Source organism: Opitutus terrae PB90-1, from assembly GCF_000019965.1.
GTDB lineage: Bacteria > Verrucomicrobiota > Verrucomicrobiia > Opitutales > Opitutaceae > Opitutus > Opitutus terrae.
Genome location: NC_010571.1, coordinates 4,522,608 through 4,537,676, shown reverse-complemented (window position 1 = coordinate 4,537,676; position 15,069 = coordinate 4,522,608). Strand labels below are relative to the sequence as shown.

Annotated in this window: 12 protein-coding genes, 1 tRNA gene and 1 pseudogene; 6 read left to right on the top strand and 8 right to left on the bottom strand. The window is 65.9% G+C overall.

Translation table 11 applies throughout. The features are described 5' to 3' along the window. Window positions 1-84 precede the first annotated feature (84 nt). Window positions 85-789 (top strand): zinc metallopeptidase, encoded by a 705-nt coding sequence (locus tag OTER_RS17625; protein WP_012376295.1) that lies wholly within the window; start codon window positions 85-87, stop codon window positions 787-789. Between the two features lie 53 nt (window positions 790-842). Here OTER_RS17625 and OTER_RS17620 read toward each other — a convergent pair whose 3' ends face one another. Genes OTER_RS17620 through OTER_RS17610 form a run of 3 tightly spaced genes read right to left on the bottom strand, consistent with a single transcriptional unit; the run spans window position 843 to window position 3,989 of the window. Further along, a complete protein-coding gene (locus tag OTER_RS17620; RefSeq protein WP_012376294.1) occupies window positions 843-1,157 on the bottom strand; it encodes a tetratricopeptide repeat protein in 315 nt (104 codons plus the stop codon). A 1-nt stretch (window position 1,158) separates the two neighbouring features. Continuing rightward, window positions 1,159-1,881, bottom strand: coding sequence for a PP2C family protein-serine/threonine phosphatase (locus tag OTER_RS17615; protein ID WP_012376293.1), 723 nt, complete (start codon window positions 1,879-1,881; stop codon window positions 1,159-1,161). An 11-nt stretch (window positions 1,882-1,892) separates the two neighbouring features. After that, window positions 1,893-3,989, bottom strand: a complete 2,097-nt coding sequence (locus tag OTER_RS17610) for an ATP-dependent DNA helicase (RefSeq protein WP_012376292.1) — start codon at window positions 3,987-3,989, stop codon at window positions 1,893-1,895. 251 nt (window positions 3,990-4,240) lie between these two features. On the opposite strand from OTER_RS17610, the gene OTER_RS17605 reads away from it, so the two are divergent. After that, window positions 4,241-6,496, top strand: a complete 2,256-nt coding sequence (locus OTER_RS17605; RefSeq protein ID WP_044891859.1) for a heavy metal translocating P-type ATPase — start codon at window positions 4,241-4,243, stop codon at window positions 6,494-6,496. Window positions 6,497-6,625: 129 nt separating this feature from the next. Here the strand turns inward: OTER_RS17605 and OTER_RS17600 are convergent, their stop codons facing one another. Together OTER_RS17600 and OTER_RS17595 are read right to left on the bottom strand one after the other, a co-directional pair. Then, the gene (locus tag OTER_RS17600; RefSeq protein WP_148218168.1) at window positions 6,626-7,363 is read right to left on the bottom strand and encodes a hypothetical protein; all 738 of its coding nucleotides are present in this window, start codon (window positions 7,361-7,363) and stop codon (window positions 6,626-6,628) included. Between the two features lie 156 nt (window positions 7,364-7,519). Next, a complete protein-coding gene (locus tag OTER_RS17595; RefSeq protein ID WP_083767772.1) occupies window positions 7,520-8,086 on the bottom strand; it encodes a L,D-transpeptidase in 567 nt (188 codons plus the stop codon). On the opposite strand from OTER_RS17595, the gene OTER_RS17590 reads away from it, so the two are divergent. The 4 genes from OTER_RS17590 (at window position 8,055) to ilvC (OTER_RS17575) (ending at window position 11,371) form a co-directional block, all read left to right on the top strand. Beyond that, window positions 8,055-9,101: an aspartate-semialdehyde dehydrogenase gene (locus OTER_RS17590; protein WP_012376288.1), complete on the top strand. Its 1,047-nt coding sequence runs from the start codon at window positions 8,055-8,057 to the stop codon at window positions 9,099-9,101. The genes OTER_RS17595 and OTER_RS17590 overlap by 32 nt on opposite strands. Before the next feature lie 257 nt (window positions 9,102-9,358). Further along, a tRNA-Val gene (locus OTER_RS17585) sits at window positions 9,359-9,435 on the top strand. 173 nt (window positions 9,436-9,608) lie between these two features. Next, window positions 9,609-10,079: an acetolactate synthase small subunit gene (gene ilvN / locus OTER_RS17580; RefSeq protein WP_012376287.1), complete on the top strand. Its 471-nt coding sequence runs from the start codon at window positions 9,609-9,611 to the stop codon at window positions 10,077-10,079. A 266-nt stretch (window positions 10,080-10,345) separates the two neighbouring features. Beyond that, on the top strand, window positions 10,346-11,371 hold the full coding sequence (gene ilvC, locus OTER_RS17575; RefSeq protein WP_012376286.1) for a ketol-acid reductoisomerase: 1,026 nt from the start codon (window positions 10,346-10,348) through the stop codon (window positions 11,369-11,371). Window positions 11,372-11,524: 153 nt separating this feature from the next. On the opposite strand, the gene OTER_RS26945 is transcribed toward ilvC (OTER_RS17575), so the two are convergent. The 3 genes and pseudogenes from OTER_RS26945 to ilvC (OTER_RS17565) all read right to left on the bottom strand — a co-directional run bounded on the left by OTER_RS26945 (window position 11,525) and on the right by ilvC (OTER_RS17565) (window position 14,990). After that, window positions 11,525-12,169 (bottom strand): dihydroxy-acid dehydratase domain-containing protein, encoded by a 645-nt coding sequence (locus OTER_RS26945; RefSeq protein WP_148218288.1) that lies wholly within the window; start codon window positions 12,167-12,169, stop codon window positions 11,525-11,527. Window positions 12,170-12,676: 507 nt separating this feature from the next. After that, a pseudogene (ilvD, locus tag OTER_RS26940) lies at window positions 12,677-13,798 on the bottom strand (dihydroxy-acid dehydratase); the annotation flags it as partial. Between the two features lie 91 nt (window positions 13,799-13,889). Continuing rightward, window positions 13,890-14,990 (bottom strand): ketol-acid reductoisomerase, encoded by a 1,101-nt coding sequence (ilvC, locus tag OTER_RS17565; RefSeq protein WP_012376284.1) that lies wholly within the window; start codon window positions 14,988-14,990, stop codon window positions 13,890-13,892. Window positions 14,991-15,069 lie beyond the last annotated feature (79 nt).

Here is a 15,069-nt window from a genome sequence, read left to right as displayed (position 1 = left end):
CATCGCGGCGGATTCCGCTGGAAATACCTGTGGGTTGATTAAGTTGGTGTCCGTCGCAAACTCACTCTCACTCTTCACTCAACTATGACAGCTCAACTCGCCTTCGTTTATCTGCCGCCGGGATTGTTCATCTTGCTGTTCGTGGCGGTCTTCGTCTTCGCGCTCTACGCGCAGATCCGCGTGTCGAGCGCCTATGGCAAGAATGCGCGGATCGGCTCGCGCGGCCGGATCACCGGTCGCGAGGCGGCCGCGGCCGTCATGGCCCACGCCGGCATCAACGACGTGGAGATCGTCGAGACTTCCGGGCACCTGACCGATCACTACGATCCCACGAACAAGCGCCTCGTGCTTTCGTCCGAGAACTATCGCGGCACCAGCCTGGCCGCGCTTGGCGTATCGGCGCACGAAGCCGGCCACGCGATCCAGCACAACATCGGTTACTCGATGCTGAAGTTCCGGATGGCGCTCGTGCCGGCGACACAGTTCGTGTCGCAGATCCTGCCGTTCGTGATTCTTGGCAGCTTCTTCTTCGTCCGCGGCCTGACCGGCATCGTGCTGGACATTGCGATCATCTGCTACGCGGTGCTCTCGCTGTTCCAGCTCATCACGCTGCCGGTCGAATTCGACGCAAGCCGTCGCGCCAAGGCGCAGCTGGTCGAGCTCGGGATCCTGGATCGCGACGAGATGCCGGGGGTCAACGAGACGCTGAATGCAGCGGCGCTCACCTACGTCGCCGCCTTCGTGGGCGCGCTGTTGAACCTGCTGTATCTGCTGTCACGGCGCGAATAATTGCGTCGGCCCCAGCAACCTCTCACCAGCCAGCTCCTCGGAGCTGGCTTTTTTTAGTCCGCGAGATCTGCCAGCAGCGCGCGCAGCTCGCGTTCCGGCTCCTCGTGCTGCTGTTCGACCGCGAGCCGCAGCGCCGCTTCGAGCTCGGCACGCGCTTCGGCGCGCCGACCGAGGCTCAGCAGGCATTTGCCGCGCAGGATCCGCACCACCATCCAATCCGGCTTGCGGGCAAGGCACCGATCGAGATGCGGCAGCGCGGCGACTTCCTGGCGCTCAGCGACGAACGCCTGGGCGAGACTGAACCGAAACAGCTCGTTGTCGGGCTGGCGATCCACCAGCGCCTGAAATTGGGCGACGCGCGGCGACATCTCAGGGCTCGTCGATGAACAGCATCACGCCCGTGGCGTTGTCGGGTCCCCCCCGCCGGATCGCCAGCGCGATGATCTCGCGCAGCGCGGCCTCGGGTTCCTCGGCGGCGCCGATGAGTTCGCCAAGTTCCGGCTGGCGGACGAGTCGGGTGACGCCGTCGGTGCAAAAAAGATAGCGGTCGCCGGCGCGCAGCGGGCGTTCGATGAGATCGACCTCGGGCATGCCGGGCTGCCCCATGCAGCGGGTGAGCGCGTTGCGATTGACGTCCTGGTAATAGACGACCTCGCCACGCGCACGCCGCAGCCGCGCCTCATTCTCGACCGAGTGATCCTCCGTGAGCTGGACGAACTCGTTTGGTCGCCAGCCGTAGCAACGCGAATCGCCGACGTGTGCGATGTGCAGCACCTGGTGGCGGATCAGGCCAAACGTGAGCGTGGAGCCGATGCCGGTGCTCGGGCTGAGCGCGAGCCCAAAGGCGCGCACCTGAAAATTCGCGTGCTGCACGATCGCCGCGAGATCGGGCACGCCGGCGCCGGAGATCCCGCGAATGCTGCTGACGATCTGCTCGATTGTGCGCTGCGCCGCTTCCGCGCCGCCCGGCAATCCGCCGACGCCATCGGCCACGCCGAACAGCAGCGCTTCCGGATCGTTGACGAGCCGGTCTTCGTTCTGACGGCGCACGCGGCCGATATCGGAAAGCGCGGCGGAGCGGAGAAGCGTCATGGCCGGACAGCTTAGCGCGCCGGCGGACTCGCGAAAGGCAGAAATCGTTCCTCGCGATCGCGACGGCTCAAACGCATAAAATTTGGATTGGGCAGGCACTCGACGAAGAGCCGGCCGTAACTCTTCGCCAGCACGCGCGAGTCGAGGATCGTGATCAGTCCGCGATCGGTGGCCGTGCGGATCAGCCGGCCCACGCCTTGGCGGAATTTGATCAACGCGTCGGGCAGCGTGAGTTCGTTGAACGGATTCCCGCCGCGGTCGCGGATGTGGTCGCACCGCGCCTCGGTGATCGGGTGCGTCGGCGGATCGAAGGGCAGCCGGGTGATGATCACTTGCGCGAGCGCGTCGCCCGGCACGTCGACGCCGGTCCAAAAGCTGTCGGTGCCAAACAGCACCGCGTTGCCGAGGTGCCGCATCTGTTGGGCGAGTTCGGTGCGCGAGAGCTCCGCCCCTTGCATCATGAACGGCCGCCCGGCCGCGCGATAGACCGGCTCGAGGGTCGTGGCGATCGCCCGCATGTCCGCATAGCTGGTGAACAGCACGAGCGATCCGCCGCGGACGCGCTCCGTGCAGAAGCGGATGTAGTCGGTCAGCGCATCCAGCGCGAGCCGTGCCTCCTGCGGCGACGGCAGCGGGACGTCGGTGGCCACGTACACGCGCATGTGGTGTTCGAAGTCGAACGGCGATTTCACCGCGACGGCGCGCGCGTCGTCGGCGCCGATCCGCGCGGCGAACGGGGCGATCTCGCCGCCCATCGCGAGCGTGGCGCTGGTGCAGACCACGCTGGTGTTGCAGCCGAACAAGTGCTGCCGCAGCTCGGGCGCGACGTCGATCGGCGCGCTGCGCAGCGTCACGATCGTCTGCTTCCGACCCGAGCGCTCCGCCCAGTACACGTGGCCGGGATCGCCGAGCGTCAGCCACTCGGTGACGCCGGCCTGAAGCGATTTGATGCGCAGCTTTTGCTCGAGGAGCTCGTCGCGCTCGCGGCCCTCGTCGAGCTTGTCGGCGAGCTTGCCGAGCAGCCGGTGCAGCGCGGTCAGCGGGCCGTCGAGCAGCGGCTCCGCGGCCTCGGGTTCGCGCACGCGGACCACCGGACGGGGCGTGAGCAGCGAGTTCGCGATGAAATCGAAGAACTGCCGGGAGGCGTCGAGTGCGTCGAGCACCAGCTGTTGCGCCTCCGCGCCGCCGCGTTTGCGCAACAGCCCGCGCTGCGTGCGGGGATTGTAGAGGTACTTGAGTGCTCGCTCCACGCCGTAGCTCGAAAGCGAGAGGCCGAAGTTTTCCGTGGCGACGTCGGGCACGGTGTGCGCTTCGTCGAGCACGACGAAATCGTCGGGGAACAGTACGCCGCGCGCATCGGTGGTTGCGCCGTGGGCCTGTGCGCCGCCGGCGTTGATCAGCGCGAAGAGCAGCGCGTGATTGACCACGATGACGTTCGCCGCGCGCAGCCGGGCCCGCGCGCGCTGATAAAAGCATTTCTCGCAGTCGCAGTGCTTGCGCGAACACGAGGACGAGTCGGCGTTCACCACGTCCCACACCTCGGGTCGCGGCGGCGGCCGCAACTCGTGACGGAGTCCGGTCTCGGTCTTGCCGGCCCAGGCCGCGATCCGCTGGAGCTCGTCGTACTCGGCATCGGCGAACAGCGTCGCGCGATCGGCGAGCGCGTGCGCGAGCCGCGTGGTGCAAAGATAATTGGATTTTCCGACCAGCACCGTGGCCTTGAAATCGGCGTAGCGGGCGAGCGCGGGATTCGAGCGGAACAGCCGCCGACAGATCGGGAGGTCCTTCGTCTCCAGTTGCTCCTGCAGCGAGATCGTATGCGTGGAGACGATCAGCTGGCGGGATTGGTCGATCGCGTGGAGGATGCCCGGCACGAGATAGGCCAGCGATTTGCCCACCCCGGTGCCGGCTTCGAACAACAGCGGCGCGTCGTCGCGAAATGCCGCCGCCACGGCGCGCCCCATTTGCTCCTGCTCCGGCCGATGCTCGAGCTGCAGCGCGTCTTGCAGCCAGCCTCCTTCCGCGAAGACGCGCGCCACCAGCTCGGGCGCCCGGCTCGCGGCGGGCGGCGGCAGGGCCGAGTCGGTATCGTCGCGCAGGCCAATCATGGGAGCAGAACGCACAGCCTTGGCGGCAGGAGCGAGGATTTTCAACTGGCATGTGCGCAGGTGATCGAGTGGCACGGGCGTCCCGCCCGTGGACGGCGCTCCGCGCTGCAAACATGGGCGAGACGCCCATGCCACTTTGCCCCGAGCCACCCGCACCACCTCGTGCAGCTCAAAGCCGATCACCGCTCGCCGCGCACCGCGGCGCTGCAATTCCATTTGCCGAACGTCCGCATCGTGCGCTGACTGCACCAGTGGCTCCCGATAAGTCGAAACAGGTGAATTGGGTGGATGAACTGGTCGCGTTCTTGCGCGAGCAGCCGGCGGTCACCGCCGTGCGGATCGATCCGACTTCGCACAGCGTGGCGGTCGCGACCTTGGGCAACGTCAATGTCGCGGATTTCAAGGCGCGGCTCGCCGCGACGATCGCCGGCGTCGAAGCGCAGCTGGCGGCCAAGCCCAGCGCCAGGGCCCCGGCGGGGTATGCGCTGCGCCAGGAAGGCGGCGCGACGGTGGTCGGGCGTGAGACATGTGTAACGGCCGAGAAGCTGTGGCTCTGGCGCGAGATGGAGTGGCCGGACCTCGAACGCGAGGAGGCGCACGAGCATGCTCACGGGCACGCCGAGCAGGAGTGGAAGACGCTCGCGGTGCTGGCGACGGTTTGCGGGGCGGCGGGGATCGCGGGTGCGATCAGCGGGTATTTGGCGCCGCAACTGCCGTGGCTCGCACGGAGTTTCTTCGTGATCGGCTTGATCACCGGCGCGTGGGATGCCGCCGTCGATTCGTGGGAAAACCTCAAGCGGCGCGAGATCGACATCCACTTCCTGATGCTGGCGGTCGCGATCGGTGCGATTTTCATCGGCGCGTGGGGCGAGGCCGTGCTGCTGCTGTTCCTCTTTTCCGCGTCGGGCGCCATGGAGGAATACGCGCTCGACCGCACGCAACGCGAGGTCAGCGCGCTGCTGAAAACCGCGCCGAAGCACGCGACGTTGATCCGGCCCGACGGCACGGAACAGGACGTCCCGGTCGAGCAGCTTAAGCTCGGCAGCCGATTGCTGGTGAAACCGGGTGAGGCGTTTGCGGCCGACGGGGTGGTCGTCAAGGGGCAGAGCGCCAGCGATGAATCGGCGCTCACCGGCGAGGCCACCCCCGTGGAGAAGCGGACGGGCGATCAGGTTTTCAGCGGGACGATCAATCTGTGGGGCGCGATCGAGTTCGATGTCGTGCGGCTGCCTGCGGAAAGCACCCTGCAGAAAATCATCCGGCTGATTCAGACCGCGCAGAAGCTCAAGGCGCCGAGCGAGCGGTTCACGGACAAGTTCGGCACCGGCTACACCTACGCGGTGATCGGCGGCTCGTTCGCGATGTTCCTGCTGTGGTGGCTGGGCTTCGGACTGCCGGCGTTCACGAACACGCCGGAGGTGCGCTCGGCGTTTTACCGCGCGATGACGCTGATGGTCGTGGCGAGTCCGTGCGCGCTGGTGCTGTCGATTCCGTCGGCGATCCTCGCCGCGATCGCGTGGGGGGCGCGTCACGGCGTGTTGTTCCGCGGCGGCGCGGCGATCGAAAAACTCGCCGACATCACCGCGGTGGCGCTCGACAAGACGGGCACGCTGACGACCGGCGAGCTTGCGGTGGTCGGCACGGAGAGTTTCCCGCCGGGGCGCGAACGCGAAGTGCTGGAGCTGGCGTATGCGCTGGAGTCCAAATCGCAGCACCCGATTGCCCGCGCGATCGTGCGGCACGCGAAGGCCGTTGGCGCGCGCAGCCTGGAACTCGACGAGTTTCAGTCGCTCACGGGCCAGGGCTTGCGCGGCAAGCTGGGCGACGTGCAACTGTTGCTCGGCCGCCGCGAACTGCTCGAAACTGGCCCGCTCGCCGGCTGGGCGCGGCGGCTGCCGCCGGCCGCGGCCGAGTTGAGCGAGGTGTGGGTCGTGGGCAGCGATCTCGTCGGCCGCGTGCTGTTGAAGGATCAGATTCGCGCGGAATCCGCCGGCGTCCTCGCCGAGCTGAAGCGGTCCGGCATTCGCACGATCATGCTGACCGGCGATCGCACCCATGCCGCCGAGGCGGTGGCGAAGGAGATCGGCCTCGATGAGGTCCGCGCCGGCTTGTCGCCCGAAGACAAGGTGAAGGCGATCATGGATATTCGCGCGAGCGGTCGCCGCGTCGCGATGGTGGGCGACGGCGTGAACGATGCGCCCAGTCTCGCGGCGGCCGATGTAAGCGTGGCGATGGGCGCTCGCGGCAGTGACGCTGCGCTGGAGCAGGCCGAGGTGATCCTGATGCATGACCGCATCGAGAACTTTCTCGCGGCGCAGCGGCTGAGCCGGCGGGCGCGCGCGGTCATTCGTCAGAATCTCACGATCTCGCTCGGCGTGGTGATCGTGATGGTGATCACCACGGCGGCGGGCGCGGTGCCGCTGGCGATCGGCGTCGCGGCGCACGAGGGTAGTACGCTGGTGGTCTGCCTGAATTCGCTCCGGCTGCTGTTCGGGCGGAATCGGTGAGCGGAATAGAAAGGTTGTAGCCGGGGTCGGTGACCCCGGCTGGCGCGATCGCATACCTCCACACGCGGCCGGGCTCAGCGAGCCCGGCTACCGCCTTGCTGAAATCAGGAGGCTGCGCCGGGGGACCCGTTACCTTCGCACCCGACGCGGTCCTTTCGCGGACTTCACGGCCGAAAATCGCCGCACGGCGATTCGTCGCTTGGTTCGCGGCGCCGCGGGCGTATCCGGCGAGAAGTCCACGATCCGGGCGTGGATGTAGTTGCTCACGAAATCCGGATGCTGCGGCTTGTACCGACTCACGAGTTTGTCGAGCCGGGCGCGCAGGATCCGGTTGGCCGCCCGCAGGCGTTCCTCCGCGGTCGAGGCCGTGAGCGTGCGCCGGAACGCCGGCAGCGGCGTGCGCACCTTGGTCATCGAGAAGTTGCTGGTGAGCGTTGCCAGCTGCGCCACGTCGGCGGCGACGACCAGGTAGTTGGCCAGCGCGTCGAGGTGCGCCGAGGCGAGCTCGCACACGTGTTTGGCCGTGTGTTCCAGCTCCTCGTCGGTGAGCCGGTAGAGCGAGGCGCGCGAGAAATCGCTCGCGGCCGCGAGCCCCAGATCACCGGTTTCCTCCGACAACGCGAAGAGCTGGTCGGCAATCGCCGACGTCAGATCTTCGAGCATCTCGCGCGTGTGCACGCGCGAGGGGCGACTCGAACCGCTGCGGGAGGAGTTGTCGTTCGCCGCATCGATCGCGGCGACCGCCTTCTTAAGGTCCGACACTGCTTTCACGAATGCCGGATTGGATTCCCAGATCGCCTCGTGTTCTGCGAGGTAGGCGAGGGTCGCATGAACCATCGCGAGTCGTTTATGACATACGCGTCGCATGACTCCGGAGTGTATGGACGAAAGCCGCGGTGGCAATGCCCGAAACGGCGGTTCGCAAGTGGCATGGGCGTCCCGCCCGTGATGAAAGGTGGTGGCGGGCGCGGAGGAGCGAAACGCTTGCACGGCCGCTCCACGGGCGTCCCGCCCGTGCCACTTTCAGGCGAGAATGAGCACCTGATCGCCGGCGCGGACCTCCTCGAACAGCTCGATCACGTCCATATTGCGCATCTCGATACAGCCGGCGCTCATCGGTTCCCCGATGCGGTCCTCATGGTTCGTGCCATGCACGTAGATGTAGCGGTCGTAGCTGTCGACCTCGCCGCCGCGATTCACGCCGGGCTCGAGTCCGCGCAGCCACAGGATGCGACTCGTGATGAGCTGACCGGCCGCTTCGGACTCGGCGAATTCGGAAAAGTGGCGGCCGGTCGGGATCCGGGACTTGAACACCATGCCGGGCGGCTGGCCGGCGCCGATGCGTTCGGCGATCTCGTGCAGCCCGGTCGGCGTACCGAGCGAACCTTTGATGTTCGAGGAGGGACGGCGGGAGGTCGAGACGGCGTAACTTCTTACCATCACACCGGCTCGGTAGAATTGAAGGGTACCTGTGCCGATCCGCACCACCAGCAACCGGTCTGCAGGCTTGATGCCGAGGGAATGACAGGCTTTGTTGGCCAGCTCGAAACCGGATTTTATGCAAAACACACCATCCTTCACGGTCGCCATCGTCGGTGCCACGGGTGCCGTCGGTCAAGAGCTGCTTCAGCTCCTGCACCAGCGCAAGTTCCCGATGGCCACGCTGCGGCTCTTTGCCTCCGCGCGGTCGGCGGGCAAGGTCGTCGAGTGTGCGGGGACGCGCTACACGGTGGAGGAGGCGAAACCCGGCGTGTTTGGCGACGTCGACGTGGCGTTCTTTGCGGCCGGCGGCTCGGTGACGCGCGCGCTGGCGCCCGACGCGGTGAAGGCGGGCTGTCTGGTGATCGACAAGAGCTCCGCGTTGCGCATGCAGCCGGACGTGCCGCTCGTGATTCCGGAGATCAATCCGGAGCAGTTGCGTACGCACCGGGGCATCATCGCGAATCCGAACTGCTCGACCGCGGTGACGCTCATGGGCCTGTGGCCCCTGCACCAGGCTTTCGGGCTGAAGCGTTATTTCGCAGCCACCTACCAATCGGTGTCCGGCACGGGCGCCGAGGCGGTGCGCGAACTCGACGCGCAGGTGCATGCGCTCGTCAACGCCCAGCCCGTGGTGAAGAAGGTTTATCCCTATCAGATCGCGTTCAACTGCATCCCGCAGGTCGACACGTTTGGCAGCGACGGCTACACCGGCGAGGAGAACAAGATGATGCTCGAGAGCCGGAAGATTATGGGGCTCCCGAATCTCAAGGTATCCACGACCTGCGTGCGCGTGCCGGTCGTGCGGGCGCATTCGATCGCGGTGAACGCCGAATTCGAGCGCCCCGTCAGCGTCGAGGCGGCGCGCAAGGCGATCGCGGAATTCCCGGGCGCGGAGCTCGTCGACGACCAGGCCGGCCGGAAGTATCCGACGCCGCTGGATTTCTCCCGGCAGGTGAAGTGCGGCGTGGGCCGCATCCGCATCGACACGGCGTTCGACAACGGGTTGGCCTTCTGGGTCAGCGGCGACAATCTCTGGAAAGGTGCCGCGCTGAACGCGCTGCAGAACGCCGAGCTCATGGCGCGCGAAGGCCTGCTCAAGCCGAAGAAGAAGGCCGCCGCGTAACAAACATGCACCGTAGGGCCGGCGCTCGCCTGCGGTGAGCCAGCCGAATCCGCCGCCGGCCGCGAGGCCTTCATCGCTCCGGCAGTTATTCCCGGCTGCCGGCGAGCGGCAGCCCTACACGAGGGCCAGCCTACAGCACGAGCAACGGGCCGGCGGGCGGGATGTCTGCTGCGACCGAAGGGAGTTTTTTCGCCTTTCATCGCCGAATAATTCCTTGTCACGGCCCCGAGCCGCTCGCTTTGATCGCCGACCGGCTCGGACGCTTAGCTCAGTTGGTTAGAGCACCTCGTTTACACCGAGGGGGTCGGGGGTTCGAGTCCCTCAGCGTCCACCAGCCTTCGCTCGACCGCCAGCGGTCGAGACGACGGATGGCAGGCCAGCCCGGAGCAGAGAGACTTGTTGGCAAATCTCAGGCGCGAAGGAGGGCCTCGGTTGGCCGCCGTCCTGACGCAGAATCCACACGTTCGGCTCGCCAGCCGTTTTCTTCTCCCTCAAATCTATTCCTCCATGCGACACACGATCTCCGTCCTCGTTGAGAACAAGTTTGGCGTGCTGGCCCGCGTGTCGGGCATGTTCTCCGGCCGCGGCTTCAACATCGATTCGCTCAACGTCGCGCCGACGAACGATCCGTCGCTCTCGCGGATCACGGCCGCCTTGAAGGGCGACGAGGGGCAGCTCGACCTGTGCATCAAGCAGCTGCGCAAGCTGATCAACGTCGTCGAGGTGACCGATTTCAAGGAAGGCCAGGCGGTGGGCCGCGAGTTGGTCCTCGTCAAGGTGAAGGCGACGTCGAAGACGCGGTCCGAGATTGTGCAGATTGCCGACATCTTCCGCGCCAAGATCGTGAACCTCACGGCCGACAACGTGATCATCGAGCTCACCGGCATGGACGACAAGATCTCGGCGCTGCTCGAGCTGCTGGAGCCGTTTGGCATCCTCGAGCTCGCCCGCACCGGCCGGCTGGCGCTCAAGCGCTGAAGCGAAGGGGGCGGTCGGGTCTGCTTCGACGGGGCCGGCAACGGAGGAGTTCTGTCCAGCCGCGACTCACTTTTCTGACCTGGGCGGGACGCCCATGCCACGTGGCCCGGTCGTCCCGCCCGTGGGTCTGCGGAAAATGCGGGGGCCCGACCGACGGCTGCGATTCGCTCTGGACTCTGGCGTCCGAGTCCTTAGCTGTCGGCGCTTCATTTCGCGCACCACGTCCAACTTTCAACCTTAGTTATCCCACACGCCCCCTGTTTCCCATGCCCGCAAAAGTCTACACCGACAACGACGCCGATCTCGGCGTGTTCAAGAACAAGACCCTGGCCGTGCTCGGCTACGGTTCGCAAGGCCACGCCCACGCGCTGAACCTGAAGGACAGCGGCTGCAAGGTCATCATCGGCCTGTATCCCGGCTCGAAGTCGCGGTCGGTCGCGGAGCAGCATGGCTTCGAAGTCGTGGACACGGCCGAAGCGGTGCGCCGTGCGGACGTCATCATGGTCGGCGTGCCGGACATGCGGCAGGCCGACATCTACGAGCAGGACATCGCGCCGAATCTCACGAAGGGCAAAACGCTGCTGTTCTCGCACGGGCTCGCGGTCCATTTCGGGCTGATCAAGCTGCCGGCGGACGTTGACTGCATCATGGTCGCGCCGAAGGGCCCGGGCCATATGGTGCGCCGGCTTTACGTCGAGGGGAAGGGCATGCCGGCACTGATCGCGGTCGCGCAGGACAAGTCGCGCACGGCGAAGAAGCAGGCGCTGGCGTGGGCGAAGGGCATCGGCTCGACGCGCGCGGGCGTGCTGCAGACGACGTTCAAGGAAGAGACCGAAACCGATCTGTTCGGCGAGCAGGCGGTGCTGTGCGGCGGCGCGAGTGCGCTGGTCCGTGCGGGTTTTGAGACGCTCGTCGAAGCCGGCTACCAGCCGGAGATGGCCTATTTTGAGTGCCTGCACGAGCTGAAGCTGATCTGCGACCTGATGTATGAGTCGGGCATCGCGGGCATGCGTTTCTCGATTTCGGAGACCGCCAAGTATGGCGACATCACCCGCGGCCCGCGCGTGGTGAACAAGCAGAGCAAGGCCGAGATGAAGAAGATCCTGAAGGAGATTCAAACCGGCCAGTTCACCAAGGAATGGGTGAAGGAATACAAGGGCGGGCTGAAGAACTACAAGAAGCTGCTCGCCGAAGGTGAAAAACACCCGATCGAGAAAACCGGTCAGCGGCTGCGCGCGATGATGCCTTGGATGACCAAGAAGAACATCAAGGGCGCGCAGGCGGCGTACTGAGCGCGGCGCGCAGTTTAGGCGAAAAGTTTAAGGTGTAAGTAGGGGCGCAGCTTGCTGCGCCCTCGACCTGTCGATACTCGACCGCATCGGGCAGGGCGTCGCAAGCGACTCCCCTACACCTCTGGACTCTCAGCTCTTGGCTCTGGGCTTTGCCTATCCCGCCAGCGTGCCGCCCTTGCTGGCGTTGTTCACCAGCTTCCGGTAACGCGCGAGCCAGCCATTGAGCGGACGCTCGGTCTGCTTCCACGCCTGTCGCCGTTTCGCGAGCTCGGCCGGGTCGACGAGGATATCCATTTTCCGATTCGGAAAATCGATTCGCAGCCGGTCGCCGTCGCGGAGCAATCCGATCGGGCCGCCCTCGGCCGCCTCGGGCGAGACGTGACCGATGCACGCACCGGCGGTGCCGCCGCTGAACCGGCCGTCGGTCACGAGCGCGACCTTGTCGCCGAGCCCCATCCCGACGATGTAGCTCGTCGGAGAGAGCATCTCCTGCATGCCCGGACCACCGCGCGGTCCTTCGTTGCGGATGATGACGACGTCGCCGGCCTTCGCCTTGCCCGCGAGAATGCCGGCGCACGCGTCGTCCTGGCTTTCGAAGATCACCACCGGTCCCTCGAAGACGAAGCCGGGGCCGCAGTTGGCCTTGAACGCGTCGCTGATCCCGGCGGTTTTCACCACGGAACCTTCGGGCGCAAGATTGCCGTAGAGAATCGAGAGCCCGCCATCCGCGGTGTAGGCCTTGTCCGGCGTGCGGATGCAGTGCTGCGGGTCGAACCGAAACGCGGGATCGTGCGGCATGAGGCCCGCCGGTTTCACCAGCGCGAGCGACTTCGGATCGGTTTCGTAGGCCGCGCGGGCAATCGTGCCGACGGCGTGCAGCCGGTTGATCCGCACGAGCGAGATCACCTTTTTCGAGCCGCTCTTTTCATACTGCCAGTGGATCACCACCGGCGTGCCGCGCAGCTCGCCGAGCTCGGCGCGGACGAGTCCGCGCGCCTGCTTGAACTTGGGTTGGAGGCCGGCGGCGATCTCGGCGGCGCCGTGCCAGGCCTTGTCGCCGAAAATGAGTTCGCCCTTCGCGCCGAACAGCGCGCCGCAGGCCGCGGCGTCATTCGCATTCACGCCCGCGGCGAACCGCCAGAGCGCGATCGCGCGCGCGTCGGCGGGATGGAAGAGCAGCGGCTTCGGCACGAGATTGCCCGTGGCCGTGCGCGCCGTCGGGCCAAGTTTGTCGTTCGGATCGAGCACGAGCGCCGACGCCCCCGAGGTGCGGACGATCTTCGCCTCGTCAGTGCAGGTCGGTGAGCGCAGATCCCACGCGTCGATGTTTTCGCCCAGGGTCTTGCCGGTGACCGTGACACAGCTGGTCTTGAGCACGCCAAGCCGTTTCAGTTCGCCGAGGATCGTGTGAATGCCGCCAGCGCGGTGCACGTCCTGGATGTGGTAGTCGGAGGACGGCGACACCTTGCAGAGGCACGGCACGCGGCGGGAGATGCCGTCGATGCGGGCGATGTCGTAGTCGATGCCCGCTTCGCGCGCGACCGCCAGGGTATGGAGGACGGTGTTGGTCGAGCCGCCCATGGCGACGTCGAGCGTGATCGCGTTGTCGAACGCCTCGAGCGTGGCGATGTCGCGCGGCTTCAGATCGCGTTTCACCAGCTCAACAATCTGTTCGGCCGCGCGGCGATAGAGCTGCTCGCGCTCCTTGGAGACGGCGAGGATTGTCCCGTTGCCCGGCAGCGCCATCCCGAGCGCTTCGCAGAGGCAGTTCATCGAGTTCGCGGTGAACATGCCGGAGCACGAGCCGCAGGTCGGACAGGCGCTCTGCTCGAGCTTCAGCAACTGCTCAGGTGTGAGATTGCCGGTCTGGAGTGCACCGACGCCTTTGAAGACGGAAATCAAATCGGACTTCACGGCGGCGGGCCGGAGGTGTTCGGGCAGATCGCTCGACGGATCCGTTTGCGCGATGCCCGCGGCCATCGGACCGCCCGAGACGAAGACGGTGGGGATGTTCACCCGCATCGCAGCCATGAGCATGCCGGGGACGATCTTGTCGCAGTTCGGAATGCAGACCATGCCGTCGAAGCAATGCGCGCGCAGCATTGTCTCGACGCAGTCGGCGATCAGCTCGCGCGACGGCAGCGAGTAGTTCATGCCCGAGTGGCCCATCGCGATGCCATCATCGACGCCAATGGTGTTGAAGATGAGCGGCACGCCGCCCGCCTCGCGGACGAGACGTTTCACCAGCTGCCCGATCTCGTTCAGGTGGGCGTGGCCCGGGATGCAGTCGGTGTAGCTGTTGGCGATGGCGATGAACGGCTTGTCGAAATCGGCCTCGGACTCGATCACGCCGGCGGCGCGGAGGAGGCTGCGATGAGGAGCACGCTCAAAACCCTTCTTGATGGTGTCGCTGCGCATACGGGGAATCTCCTAAGGAAAAAGATCGGGGAGGGGAAAAGAAAAACGAAGCAATCTCCGCGGAGACTGCTTCGTTGTGCGCTAAACGGTGCGAGGGAGATCAGTTGCGGCTGCGGCCGGTGACACCCTTCGTCGATTTCGAGATCACCTTCGCCGCCTGGTGCGGACGTAGCGACCGCGTGGCCTTGCCGGCGAGCCAGATCTCGGAGTTGCCGAGTTCGGCGAGCTCCTTGCGCAGCGACTCCTGGTAGTTCGGCGCGCCGCAGGCCGAGAGCACGCGCGCGGTTTCCTTGCCGGTCGCCACGCGCTGGTAGAGTTCCTTGAACACCGGCAGGACGGCCTTCTTGAACTTCGGCCGCCAGTCGAGCGCGCCGCGCTGCGCGGTGGCCGAGCAGTTCGAATACATCCAGTCCATGCCATTCTCGCCGACGAGCTTGATGAGGCTCTCGGTCAACTCCTCGACGGTCTCGTTGAATGCTTCGCTGGGCGAGTGGCCGTGCGCGCGGAGCACCTGGTATTGGGCGTCCATGATGCCAGCGAGCGCACCCATCAGCACGCCGCGTTCACCGGTGAGATCGCTGAAGACCTCCTGCTTGAACGTGGTCGGGAAAAGATAGCCCGAGCCGATCGCGATGCCGACGGCAAGACAGCGGTTGTAGGCCCGGCCCGTCGCGTCCTGCTCGACCGCGAAACTGGAGTTGATGCCGGCGCCGGAAAGGAAATTGCGCCGCACGTTCAGGCCCGAGCCCTTCGGGGCCACCATGATCACGTCGACATCCTTCGGCGGGATCACCTTGGTCTGGTCCTTGTAGACGATCGAGAACCCGTGGGAGAAATAGAGCGCTTTGCCGGGGGCGAGGCACTTCTTGATCATGGGCCAGATCGCGCGCTGCGCGGCGTCGGACACCAGCATCTGGATGATCGTCCCGCGTTGCGCGGCTTCCTCCATCTCGAAGAGCGTCTTGCCGGGCACCCAGCCGTCGGCCACGGCGCGGTCCCAGTCGCGCTGGAACTGCTTGGACTGGCCAACGATGACGTTGAAGCCGTTGTCCTTCATGTTCAGCGCCTGAGCTGGCCCTTGGACGCCGTAACCGATCACTGCAATGACTTCCTTCTTCAACGTCTGGCGAGCCTTCGCCATCGGGAACTCACTGCGCGTGATGACTTCTTCCTCCACACCGCCGAAATCAATCTTGGCCATGTTGCTTGATTGGGTTGTTGTTGCTGGGAAAACCGGGACGCGCGGCGGCGCGGTCGCAGACCGGAGGGGAGGCACTAAA

Coding starts and splice junctions, on each gene's coding strand:
- OTER_RS17625 (WP_012376295.1), top strand. CDS start 85: ATGACAGCTCAACTCGCCTTCGTTTATCTGCCGCCGGGATTGTTCATC.
- OTER_RS17615 (WP_012376293.1), bottom strand. CDS start 1,881: ATGACGCTTCTCCGCTCCGCCGCGCTTTCCGATATCGGCCGCGTGCGC.
- OTER_RS17620 (WP_012376294.1), bottom strand. CDS start 1,157: ATGTCGCCGCGCGTCGCCCAATTTCAGGCGCTGGTGGATCGCCAGCCC.
- ilvC (WP_012376286.1), top strand. CDS start 10,346: ATGCCCGCAAAAGTCTACACCGACAACGACGCCGATCTCGGCGTGTTC.
- ilvC (WP_012376284.1), bottom strand. CDS start 14,990: ATGGCCAAGATTGATTTCGGCGGTGTGGAGGAAGAAGTCATCACGCGC.
- OTER_RS17610 (WP_012376292.1), bottom strand. CDS start 3,989: ATGATTGGCCTGCGCGACGATACCGACTCGGCCCTGCCGCCGCCCGCC.
- ilvN (WP_012376287.1), top strand. CDS start 9,609: ATGCGACACACGATCTCCGTCCTCGTTGAGAACAAGTTTGGCGTGCTG.
- OTER_RS17595 (WP_083767772.1), bottom strand. CDS start 8,086: ATGGCGACCGTGAAGGATGGTGTGTTTTGCATAAAATCCGGTTTCGAG.
- OTER_RS26945 (WP_148218288.1), bottom strand. CDS start 12,169: ATGCCGCACGATCCCGCGTTTCGGTTCGACCCGCAGCACTGCATCCGC.
- OTER_RS17590 (WP_012376288.1), top strand. CDS start 8,055: ATGCAAAACACACCATCCTTCACGGTCGCCATCGTCGGTGCCACGGGT.
- OTER_RS17600 (WP_148218168.1), bottom strand. CDS start 7,363: ATGCGACGCGTATGTCATAAACGACTCGCGATGGTTCATGCGACCCTC.